Genomic DNA, 12,358 nt, shown 5'->3' on the forward strand with positions numbered 1-12,358 from the left:
GGCGGCGAACGCGGCTTTGAGCGTTCTATGTATAGGACAATACCTTGGGCGTGCGCTGGCGCAAGAGGTGGAACGCGACGAAGGCCGCGACGGCAAAAACGGCTTGAATAACGATCATCGGCGTCGCGCTGCCATCACGTAAATGGCTCAACAGCACGCCGCTGCAGGTGGCGCCGAACATCTGCGCAAAGCCCATCAGGCCTGCGGCCAGCCCGGCGCGATGGGCGTTGGGCATCACCCCGCCCGTGACCGCACCGGGCAGCACCAGCCCGCCCCAAGCGTGGCCAGGGCAATGGGCAGGTCCAGGCCCACCACCGAGAGCCCGAACAGCGCATAAATCACCAGTGCCAACACCCCGCCGGCGGCCACCAGCGTCACGCCCATCGTCACAATCCGCTGCGGTCCCAGGCGCAAGATGTTGCGCCGGGTATAGGTGGAACCGACGATCAGCATCGACACGATCAGGCCAAAATTGATGCCGTACTCCAGGCTGCTCAACCCCAGCAGGTTGATGAACACCGCCGACGAACCGGCAATCACCGCAAACATCGCACCGTAGGTACAAGCCAGCGCCACCGCATAGGCGCGGTACTGGCGGCCCTTGAGCAAATCCAGGTATTGCCCGCCAAGGGTGCGCCAATGTGCGGCCTTGGGATCGAGGTGAGGGTTGCTCTCGCGAAAGAACGCCACCGCCAGCAGCCACACGACGCTGCCGATGACCACAGCGAGCACGATGGGCGCGTGCCAACCGAACAGTTTGATCAGCAAGCCGCCCGCCATCGGCGCCACGACAATGGCATAGAGCATGCCGATCATGGTCAGCGCCAGGGCCGGGCCCGCCTCGGTTTTCCACACATCGCGTAACACGGTGCGCGCCAGCACCAACGCGGCGCATGCCCCCAGGCCCTGCAGCACGCGGGCGGCGATAAATTGCTGAATGTCCGTCACCAGCAGCATCGACAGCGTCGCCAGCACGTACAGCGTGAGGCCACCGATCAATACCGGGCGGCGGCCGATACGGTCCGACAGCGGCCCGAACAGCAACTGCCCCAGGCCGAACGCGGCCACAAATGCCGACAGTGCCATCAACGCCGAGCCTGGCGGCGCCGCCAATGCCTGCTCGATGGCGCCCAGGCCCGGGATGATCAATTGCGTTGAGACTTCACCCAGCGCCGTCAGGGCAACCAGTAAGAACAACAAGCGGCGCGAAGGTGCCGGGGCGTTTGCCATGGGGAATGTCCGGGGGCTGGATTAATTTATATTTCGACCATAATATGAGCGAAAAATTATGTCCATAATTTTTTGCCCTATGGTCACCCTGGAGTCCGTCATGTCGCCCTTTCCGCTTCGCCTCTTAACGCCTCTGGCTCTGTTGATGGTCCTCAGTGGCTGCAACAGCAAGGCCGACAGCGCCGCTCAAACCTCCCCGCCGCGTCCGGTACTGGCCGTCAAGGTCGAGGCTGGCGGCACCCAGCAAAGCGCGTACACCGGTGTGGTTGCCGCCCGCACCGAAAGCAACCTGGGCTTTCGGGTCAGCGGCAAGGTGATCGAACGCAAGGTCGATCCCGGCCAGCACGTCTCTCGGGGCGAAACCCTGCTGGTGCTGGATATCGGCGATTTCGAACTGGCGTTGCGCTCGGCAAAAAACCGCGTCAACGCCGCCCAGGCGCAACTGCGCCAGCGCCGCGACGACGAAAACCGCTACCAGCGCCTGGCCAGTACCGGCGCGGTGTCGCGGCAGATTTTCGACCAGTCGGCGACCAACCTGCGCGTCGCCGAAGCGGAACTGGCGGCGGCGCAATCGGATGCCAGCCAGATCGAAAACCGGCGTACTTATAGCGTGCTCAAGGCCGATGGCGACGGCGTCATCACTGACGTCCTGGCGGATCGCGGCCAGGTGGTGGCCGAAGGACAGATCGTCGCGCGCCTGGCCCATGACGGCGCCCGCGAAGCCATCGTCAACCTGCCGGAACAGCAGCGCGCCCAGGCCGCGCAAAACGCCCTGGCCTTCCCCTTCGGCGCCCCGGACCAAGCCGTCACCGCTACCCTGCGCGAGCTGTCCGCCAGCGCCGACCCCACCACCCGCACCTACCGCGCGCGCTATGTGCTGCACGGCCCGCTCGAACGTTTCGCCCTCGGTTCCACCATCACCGTGCGCCTGCAAGGCAACGGCCAGGCCCAGCAAACCCGCGTGCCCATCGGTGCGTTGCAGGATGCGGGGCAAGGCACCGGCGTATGGCTGATCGGTGAAGACAACCGGATCAGCTTCGCCCCGGTGAAAGTCGCCAGTCTCGGCCAGGAAGAGGCCCTGCTCGACAGCGGCGTCACGCCCGGCCAAACCATCGTCGCCCTCGGCGCGCACCTGCTGCACAGCGGTGACAAGGTACGCCTGCTGCCCGCCCAGGCACTGGCCCTCAACCGCCAACAGGACCAATGAGCATGCGTGGAATCAACCTTTCGGAACTGGCGGTCAAGCACCGCGCCGTCACGCTGTTCCTGATCATCGCGATTATTGCTGCCGGGATCTTCTCGTTCGGCAAACTGGGGCGCGCCGAAGACCCCTCGTTTACGGTCAAGGTCATGACCATCACCGCCGCCTGGCCCGGCGCCACTGCCGAAGAAATGCAGGAACAAGTGGCCGACCGCCTGGAAAAGCGCCTGCAGGAACTGGACTACTACGACCGCGTCGAGACCATCGCCCAACCGGGTTTCGTTTCGATGCGCATGACCTTCCTTGAATCCACGCGCCCGAGCGAGATACAGGAGCTGTTCTACCAGACCCGTAAAAAACTCAGCGACGAAGCCGCAAGACTGCCCAAGGGTGTGATCGGGCCGTTTTTCAACGATGAGTATTCGGATGTCTACTTTGCGCTGTACGCCCTGGAGGCCGAACACCTGCCCCATCGCCAGCAGGTGCAAATGGCCGAAACGCTGCGCCAGGGCCTGCTCAACCTGCCGGGGGTGAAGAAGGTCAATATCCTCGGCGAACAGGCCCAGCGCGTGTTTGTCGAGTTTTCCTACGAGCGCCTGGCGACCCTGGGCATCAAGCCCGAACAGATCTTCGCCGCCCTCGCCGCACAAAACGCCGTGGCGCCCTCGGGCTTCGTCGAAACCGCCGGTGCCCGCGCCTACATCCGCATCGATGGCGCCTTCGACAGCCTGGCGCTGATCGAGAACGTGCCGGTGCAAGCCAATGGCCGCGTGCTGCGCATCGCCGATGTGGCCACCGTCAGGCGTGGCTATGAAGACCCGCCCAGCTACCGCATTCGCCACCAGGGCGACCCGGCGCTGATGCTCGGGGTGATCATGCAGAAGCATTGGAACGGCCTGGAACTGGACAAAAGCCTGCAGGCCCAGGAAGCCCGAATCCAGGCCGACCTGCCCCTGGGGGTGAATTTTGCCAAGGTGTCCGACCAGGCGAAAAACATCAGCCTGGCGGTGAACGAGTTCATGCTCAAGTTCTTCGTCGCCCTGGCGGTTGTGATGCTGATCAGCCTGTTGGCCCTGGGCTTTCGCGTGGGGTTGGTGGTGGCGGCGGCCGTGCCGCTGACGCTGTCGATCGTGTTCGTGATCATGCTCGTCACCGGCCGTGAATTCGACCGCGTCACCCTCGGTGCCCTGATCATTTCCCTGGGCCTGCTGGTGGACGACGCCATCATCGCCATCGAGATGATGGTGGTGAAACTCGAAGAAGGCTTTGACCGCATCCATGCGGCCACCTATGCCTGGAGCTCCACGGCGGCGCCGATGTTGACCGGCACGCTGGTGACGATCATCGGCTTTTTACCGGTGGGGTTCGCGCGATCCGGTGCGGGCGAGTACGCCGGGAATATCTTCTGGATCGTAGGCTTTGCCTTGATTTCATCCTGGTTGGTGGCGGTGGTGTTTACGCCGTATCTGGGCGTGAAGCTGCTGCCGCAGATCAAGCCAGTGCCCGGCGGGCATGATGCGATTTACGCCGGGCGCTATTACCAGAAACTGCGCAGCGTGGTGGAGGCCTGTGTGCGTGGGCGCTGGCTGGTGACCGGGCTGGTGGTGGCGGCGTTTGTGCTGTGCGGCCTGGGGATGGCGGTGGTGAAGAAACAATTCTTCCCTGATTCCGACCGTTCCGAGCTGATTCTGGAGGTGTACATGCCGCCCGGCAGTGCATTCAAAAGCACCGAAGCAGTGGCGGCGCAGGTGGAAAAAGCCCTGTTGCAGGAACCGCAGACGAGCCTGGTCGACACCTATGTAGGCGGCGGCGCACCGCGCTTTTTCCTGTCGTTGAACCCTGAGCTGCCGGACCCGGCGTTCGCCAAGCTGATCGTGCAAACCCCGGATTCCCACGCTCGCGATGCCTTGAAAGTGCGCATGCGCGAGCGCATCGCTGCCGGCGAGTTTCCAGCGGCGCGGGTGCGCGTCACGCAATTGGTGTTCGGCCCGCCGGTGCCATTCCCCGTGGTGTTCCGTGTGTCCGGGCCGGACCTGGACACGCTGCGTGGGCTGTCCGAACAGGTGCGCCAAGTGGTGGCCGGCAACAAACTGACCCGCGACGCCTTCCTCGAATGGGGCGAGCGCGCCAGCGGTTACCGCCTGGTGCTGGACCAGGATCGCCTGCGCCTGCTGGGTTTCACCCCCGACGAGGTCAAGTCCCAGCTAAACGCCCTGCTCAGCGGCAACCCGATCACCGAAGTGCGTGAAGGCAACCGCACTGTGTCCGTGGTGGCCCGCGCCCAGGGCAGCCAACGCGAAGACCTCGGCAACCTCAATAACATGACCCTGACCAACAGCGCCGGCACGTCGGTGCCGCTGGCCCAGGTCGGGCATTTCCAGGCGGTGATGGAAGAACCGATCCTCAAGCGCCGCAACCGCGCCACCACCGTGGAAGTGCGCGCCGACATCATCGACGGCGTACAACCGCCCGATGTGGAAATGTCCGTGTACAAAGACCTGCAGCCGCTGATCGCCAAGCTGCCCACTGGCTACCGGATCGACATCGGCGGCCCGGTTGAAGAAAGCGCCAAGGCCAACGTCGCCCTGGCGGCGCTGTTCCCGATCATGATCCTGCTGACCCTCACGGTGATCATGTTCCAGGTGCGCTCCTTCGGCGTGATGCTGATGGTCTTCGCCACCGCGCCGCTGGGCCTGATTGGCGCGGTGCCGACCTTGTTGCTGTTCAACCAGCCGTTCGGGTTCAACGCGATCCTCGGGCTGATCGGCATCGGCGGCATTCTGATGCGCAATACGCTGATCTTTACCGACCAGATTCGCCAGAACCAGGACCACGGCATGCCGATACGCGAGGCCATCGTCGAAGCCACCGTGCGCCGAGCGCGACCGGTGATTTTAACCGCGCTGGCGGCGGCGCTGGCGTTCATTCCGCTGACCCTGTCGGTGTTCTGGTCGTCCCTGGCCTATGTACTGATCGGCGGGGTGCTGGTGGGCACGGTGTTGACGCTGCTGTTCCTGCCGGCGCTGTGCAGCCTGGTGCTGCGCGACAGGGTTGCTGAAACTTCCCACGTAACCGCCGGATAAGCTCTACTCCCCTGCCCTGAAAACCTCTGCAAAGTCCTTCGCCTGATTAAACAGTGCGAGGGAGTGCAGATGGTTTTTTTCGTTAGGGCCCTGTTTAACGGGGCCATCGCTTGAACCCGGCTATTGGCAGACTGGCCCTGACGCCCATGCATGTGAAGAAGCTCGACATTGAGAGCGTCTTCCGTGACTTTCGCGATTGCCTGAATACATTTGACGAATGGGCTTCGAGTTTCTGGAGCGTCTCGGCGCTGGATGTCGAACAGGTATTCAAGGTTGGGGATGACGTAACGTTGGTGGCCCCCATCAACCGTTCGATCTTCCCCAGCAGCACCGTCGCGACATGCCAAGCCACGGGTACCTTGACCCTGGCGCATATGTTCCAGAGCACGCGCTTCGTGCCTATCGGCAACACGCCGGTGATGCTACAACGCGTCGACCCAAACGGCAGCCCGTTGGGCGAGCCCATCCACAAGACCATCGGCCCAAGCGGCATCCTCGAAGTTTCCGAGTGTGATCGCAACCAGCGCTACCGGGTCAGCTTTTATCCCAACGTTTCCCAGGATCACGTCAAGGCACTGTACGCGTCCTACCAGTCGGTGATCGCGGAGTTGGAAACGCGGCTGCGCAAAGAGTGGACCGGTACCTTTGAGGCACAGTGGAAAAACTACACAGACGTTAGCCCCCTCGACCGACGACGGCTGCTGGAAACGGCGTTTCTCAGTGGCATGGGCAAAGCGCTTTATAGCCTGTGGGACAACATTACCGAGCTGTACGACCTGCTGGCGGACCTCAAGCCCGACAGCGAAAAGTTATTGCAGTACCTCTCTCAAACCGAACTCGATGAGCTGCTGAAGCTGGGCAAGGAGACGCTTGCCCAGGGGCTGCTCGTGCTCAGTGATGAGCCACTGTTGTTTATCCATTTGTCGGCGATGGTCAGCTGGATGCGCATGCTGCCGCCGCCGGAGATGACTGAACTATGGAGCGAAATCACTGGTGAGGTGCTGATCAACCTGCTGCTGATTCGCGTGTTAGGGGCGATGGGGTTGGCGGTGCGGTTGGGCCCCCAGGTGCTCAGTCACGTTAGATCCGGGCGGGCGCGGGCGTTGTTGGAGTTGCTGGCCAAGCAGGTGGTGGGGCCTGGGCTGGAAGCGCATGTGGAAGCGGCCAAGCCGTTGCTACTGAACAGTGCGGCGACGGCTATCAAGGCGGTGCCGGTAGCGCCGTTGAAGGCGGGTGACACGCTGGTTTCGAACCCGGTGCCAGCGGTGCGCAGCAAGACCCAGCGTACGGCGTTGGTGCGGCAGGAGGCGGTGGATGATGCGCCTGCCGTGGCTTCGAACCCGAAGGGTGATGCGGCGGCCTCTGCGGATAAAACCGTTACGAACGGCTGCCCGGTGTCGATGGTCACCGGCGAGGAACTGCTGACGCTCACCGATGGCGCGCTGGATGGGGTCTTGCCGTTCGAGTGGACGCGCTTGTATCGCAGCAGTGCGGTGGAAGTGGATTGTGGGCTGGGGTTTGGTTGGAGTCATGCGCTGGCGCAGCGGCTTGTGGTGTCAGGCGATTCGGTGGTGTGGACGGACCACGAAAATCGCGCGACCACCCTGCCCTTACCGACGGTTTCTCGGCCGGCGATTACCAACAGCCTGGCGGAAGCGGCGATTTATTTGGGGTCGTTGCCTGGTGAACTGGTGCTGGCCCAGGGTTCGCGGTTCTACCACTTTCGCGACGGTGTACTGACGACAATCAGCGATGCGTATGACAACCGGTTGTTGGTTGTTCGGGATCGGTTGGGACGGATTGAGCGGCTGGATAACGGCGTGGGCCGTTCGCTTCTGTTGCGTTATGAATTCGACCGCATCGTGGCGGTGGACTACCAGGTTCATCGCGCCAAGGGGCATGAACCGTTCGTTTGGGTGACCGAGCAGAACGTCGTTTCCTACGCCTATGACGGCGCTGGACGACTGGTGTCGGCGACCAATGCTGTCGGTGAATGCGAGCGTTATCGGTACGACGAGCAGCACGTCATTCTTGAGCGCCAGCTGGCTGGTGGGGCGAGTTTCTTCTGGGAATGGGAACGCGCTGGCAAGGCGGCGCGCTGTGTCCGGCATTGGGCCAGTTTCTCGCAGATGGACACGCGGTATGCCTGGGGCGATGACGGGCGCGTCACCGTGCACAACGCCGACGGCAGCCAGGAAGTTTACGTACATGACCAGCGGGCGCGGCTGGTACAGCGCATCGATCCCGACGGCGCTCAACACTTCAAATCCTACGATGACAAGGGCCGCCTGACCGTCGAGCAGGACCCGCTGGGTGCGGTGACGGCCTATCAATACGACGACGCCGGACGCTTGGTCGCGCTGTTTCCGGGGGATGATGAGCCGACGTCCTACGAGCATGACAACGGTTTCGTACGGGTTATGCGCCGTGGCGAAGCGGTCTGGAAATACGAGCGCAATGACAAGGGCGATGTCATTCGCCAGATCGATCCGGATGGCAACGCGACTGACTACAGCTACGACAAGCAAGGGCAACTGACCGGGGTTTGGTATCCGGATCACAGCTGCCATCGGTTGGTGTGGAACGAGCGTGGGCAGCTCGTTGAAGAGCAGCTACCGAATGGTGGGATCAAGCGCTATCGCTATGACGACCTGGGCCGGCAGGTTGCGCGTGAGGATGAACAGGGCGCGCTGACTCAGTATCAGTGGGACGCTGTAGGACGCCTGCTGAAACTGACCCAACCCGACGGTACCTACCGAGAATTCAGCTACAATCCCTACGGAAAAATCACCGCCGAACGCGACGAGCTGGGCCACGTCACCCGCTACGAATACGCCGACGGCCTGCACCTGATCAGCCGCCGCATCAATGCCGACGGCACCCAGGTCAAGTACCGCTACGACAACGCCCGCTTGCTGCTGACCGCCATCGAAAACGAAGTCGGCGAAACCTACCAGCTCGACTACCACCCCAACGGCCTGATCCAACAGGAAACCGGTTTTGACGGCCAACGCACCGCCTACGCCTACGACCTCAACGGCAACCTGCTGGAGAAAACGGAACACGGCGACGACGGCAGTCAGTTAGTTACCCGCTACGAACGCGACCACGCTGGCCGCCTCGTAAGAAAAACCCTGCCCGACGGCAGCGTTGTTGACTATGCCTACGACCGCCAAGGCAACCTCCTCAGCGTCGACGACGGCCACTGGTTCCTGGCCTACGAATACGACCGCCAAAACCGCCTCACCGCCGAACACCAGGGCTGGGGCACTTTGCGCTACGGCTACGACGCCTGCGGCCAACTTCAGCATTTACGCCTACCGGACAACAACCGCCTCACCTTCAACCACGACAAAGGCGGCCACCTCGCCACCGTCGAACTGAACGGTGCGTTGCTGACTTCCCACCTGTTCAAAGCCGGTCGCGAACACCAACGCCAACAAGGCCAACTGCTCAGCCACTACCACTACGACGAGCAAAACCGGCTACATACCCACGCCGTCACCCAGCAGGAAAACCACCTCTACCAACGCCACTACGACTACGACAAAACCGGCAACCTCACCCGCCTGCACGACACCCGCAAAGGCGAACACCTTTACCGCTACGACCCGCTCCACCGCCTGACCCGCGCCGATCACTCGCAAGACGTACAAGAACGCTTCGGCCACAACCCGGCCGGCAACCTGCTCATGCAAGACAGGCCAGGGCCGGACATCGTCGCGGGTAATCGGCTGGTGATCCAAGGCGATCACCATTACGACTATGACGCCTTCGGCAACCTGATATGCGAACGACGCGGCAAGGGTCATTCACTCGTTACCGAGTACCGCTACGACTGTCAGCACCGGCTGATCGGCATCACAAAGCCCAATGGCCAAACCGCCAGTTATCGCTACGATCCGTTTGGGCGGCGTATCAGCAAAACCGTCGACGGCATCACCACGGAGTTCTTCTGGCAAAGCGACAAAGTAGTCGCCGAGCATCACGCGGATCGTCATCGCAGCTACCTCTACGAACCCGACAGCTTCCGCCCATTGGCACTACTGGAAGGCTTCGGCCCAGAAGAAACCAAGCCTTACCACTACCAACTCGACCACCTCGGCACACCGCAAGAACTCACCACGCCTGAAGGCGAAATCGTCTGGTCCGCCCACTACCGCGCCTACGGCGAAATCAGCCGCCTCGACGTCGGCAAAGTCGACAACCCGCTACGTTTCCAGGGCCAATACTTCGACCCGGAAAGCGGCCTCCACTACAACCGCCATCGCTACTACAATCCGGATATTGGTAGTTACCTGACGCCTGATCCGGTGAAGCTGGCCGGTGGGATCAATACGTACCAGTACGTGCCCAATCCGACAGGTTGGGTAGACCCGCTAGGCTTGAATTCATGTCCCGCCAGTGATGGATGCAAATCCATCAACGGCTTAGAAGATCCTATAAAAAAGGCTAAGGTCGACGGGAGCCAACCAACACTACCCAAGGCAAATGAACGAAGAGCACGCATCGAAGCCTTGACCGAGGAAAACGCAAAACGGCGCGTGCTGGAACTTGAAGAGAAATATGACATGCACACAGTGACCAAACACGGACCTGAGATCACCGATACGGCGTTGAGACAAAGAGCTATTGACGGCACAGATCCCATCACCGGTTTGCCAAAACCGGATGGAAAAGGCAATTTAAGCTCTCAATTTCATAGTTGGAAAATGCAGCTAAGCGCTTTGAACAAGGCATTGACACGTACGTCTCTTGGACTCGATCCGTTCAATGGTCAAGACCACAACAAAAACCCCATACTCAGGCTGGAGCTAACTGGATCGGGAAGAGGATACAGACCTAACAAAAAAGATACAGAAAACCCACATCTGAACGAAAATATGAATTGGTTTGAAGTAAAGTTTGATAAAAACAATAGAAATCGACCATTCACCGCATTTCCTACCGAGAAGAAATAATGTTGAAAGACCCGTTTCTAAATGAGCCGTTTGCCCCAAGCCTAATGTGGTTTATCGGGGTATTTGATATTTACGACCGCGAGCAAGAGGTCGGTATAGAGCTCAGTAAATATGACCCAAATAACAAGTCGGACAGAGAAAAACTAATAAAGCGTTACGCATTGAATTTAAGCTACCTATCATATAGACATAAATACGCGTTAATTGAAAACTTAAAAGACAAGCTGAATGACGAAACTTACAACTTCCATAGCTTATTTGAGATAAGCGAAGACGACACAGGGTCGTGGCCAAGAGCCGAATGGTATGAACTGGACAACCCAAAAGATTTTCTAAGAGAGATTTATCTTCTAGCTAAAGATGTGTGGAAAGACGACCTTCAAAAAGCAAGCTGCGAAGACCAGTCGACCTGGTAGAAACGCCGACACTTTTCCGGAAAAAAATCAACCTCCTCTGGCGAGTGAGATAGCGCGTCCGCTACAAAAAATTCGCCAGCCAAAGTCCCGTGCTTATAGCACTAAGCGCGCACCAAACAAACCCGTAAACTTTCCAACGAATAAATAAAAAATGCTATTTCACCCATATTCGGACACTATCCATTTCGACGCCAGCCTTTACTATTTTGTGGGAATTTTTGATATTTATGACAGGGAGGAAACCAAAGGGGAAGAGCTCGCTTGCTTCAACCCTAATGACCGTAAAGATAGAGAAACCCTCATAGCAAAGTACTGCCTAGATCCATACAAAAAACTATCCTATCGACACAGGTATAAATTAATAGAAAACTTATCTATCGCATTAAACACCCAAAACTTCAACTTCCATTCTTATTTTGAGGATGACCCAGATAAGTGCTCTACTATGGCTTGGGACGAAACGGAAATAGCCGACCCACGTGGTTTCTTCGCCGACATCTATCGCCTAGCCAACGAGGCCTGGAGAGACGATCTCGAAAAAGCCGGCCTTGAAGATCAATCAACTTGGTAAACCTAACACCGCTCTGCAAGACAACGCCCTATCTTGCAGTGTGCAAACTTACCTGCTCTCGGCTGCGAGGAACGCCAGGGATAACAATTAATCTGAAGTGCTTGCAACCAATACACTTAGAGTATTCTTCTTTGGATTCCACACAGTTAGGCACCAAATGCCCCACCACTCCAGTCCCCACTCGAAATACTCACCCCAAGGCCGCTCCATTTGCAGACTGCCATCTGGTAATCGCCCCCATTTTTCCTCATACGCATCCACCCAATTTATGACCACTACGTCGGCCTGTACCTCAATACCGAGCAATTGCAACCACTCACAATATAGAGACTGAGCCTCACTCTCGCCTCTTTTAAACCGAGCGCTATAAGGTGGATGGCAAAAAGCACTATAGAGCACAGTAGAATCGAATTGGTTTTTTTGCATAACCGTCAGGTTTTGGACTTCAGCTAAGGTCAACGGCGTAGCCTCCGCACGTTCCACATCCCAATCCCAATCTGGAATCGGAGCATATTGAGAAGGAAGATAGTCGCCTAACTCGGCCAGTTCTGGCGTTTTGTATGCCGCACCCTGATAGTAATCCATACCTAATAAAGCCTGCCGATGGATATGCTCATCAACAACAGTGTTGGGCTTTGGAGAAAAGACTACAAATTCAAACACACAACCTGCGGTGCGCATGCGTTTACGTAAAGAGGTGGTTCGCTCGTGCTCAACAACAGTTAAAAGAAACGGAGATTGCATTTTTATCCTTACGATGACTGCGATCGGTGGTCTCGCATTAAAACATGTTATACCTCAGATTAAATGCGCAATGTCTTGCGCACATACCTGTAACGCACGCCGTCAGTGCGTTTTACCGATTTGTAGCTAAATGCATCTAACCGCTAAGCATC

Annotated in this window: 6 protein-coding genes and 1 pseudogene; 5 read left to right on the top strand and 2 right to left on the bottom strand. The window is 58.9% G+C overall.

Annotated elements, in window-relative coordinates:
• Positions 1–25: 25 nt before the first annotated feature.
• Positions 26–1,230, bottom strand: a pseudogene (locus C4J92_RS15420) (multidrug effflux MFS transporter).
• A gap of 100 nt (positions 1,231–1,330) precedes the next feature.
• Between C4J92_RS15420 and C4J92_RS15425 the strand changes: the two are divergent.
• The 5 genes from C4J92_RS15425 (at position 1,331) to C4J92_RS15445 (ending at position 11,462) form a co-directional block, all read left to right on the top strand.
• Complete coding sequence (locus tag C4J92_RS15425) at positions 1,331–2,437, top strand: efflux RND transporter periplasmic adaptor subunit (protein ID WP_124404485.1); 1,107 nt, start codon at positions 1,331–1,333, stop codon at positions 2,435–2,437.
• 2 nt (positions 2,438–2,439) lie between these two features.
• Positions 2,440–5,514, top strand: a complete 3,075-nt coding sequence (locus C4J92_RS15430) for an efflux RND transporter permease subunit (protein WP_124404486.1) — start codon at positions 2,440–2,442, stop codon at positions 5,512–5,514.
• 146 nt (positions 5,515–5,660) lie between these two features.
• Positions 5,661–10,475 carry an RHS repeat-associated core domain-containing protein gene (locus tag C4J92_RS15435; RefSeq protein ID WP_124405814.1) on the top strand — a complete coding sequence of 1,605 codons (4,815 nt, stop codon included), beginning with the start codon at positions 5,661–5,663 and terminating at the stop codon, positions 10,473–10,475.
• Positions 10,475–10,891 carry a hypothetical protein gene (locus C4J92_RS15440; protein ID WP_164487538.1) on the top strand — a complete coding sequence of 139 codons (417 nt, stop codon included), beginning with the start codon at positions 10,475–10,477 and terminating at the stop codon, positions 10,889–10,891. The genes C4J92_RS15435 and C4J92_RS15440 overlap by 1 nt, the downstream gene beginning before the upstream one ends.
• Positions 10,892–11,042: 151 nt before the next feature.
• Positions 11,043–11,462: a hypothetical protein gene (locus C4J92_RS15445; RefSeq protein WP_124404488.1), complete on the top strand. Its 420-nt coding sequence runs from the start codon at positions 11,043–11,045 to the stop codon at positions 11,460–11,462.
• An 87-nt stretch (positions 11,463–11,549) separates the two neighbouring features.
• On the opposite strand, the gene C4J92_RS15450 is transcribed toward C4J92_RS15445, so the two are convergent.
• Complete coding sequence (locus tag C4J92_RS15450; RefSeq protein ID WP_124404489.1) at positions 11,550–12,206, bottom strand: hypothetical protein; 657 nt, start codon at positions 12,204–12,206, stop codon at positions 11,550–11,552.
• Between the last annotated feature and the right edge of the window lie 152 nt (positions 12,207–12,358).

Origin of the sequence: Pseudomonas sp. R3-18-08 (genome assembly GCF_003852065.1) — a bacterium.
GTDB lineage: Bacteria > Pseudomonadota > Gammaproteobacteria > Pseudomonadales > Pseudomonadaceae > Aquipseudomonas.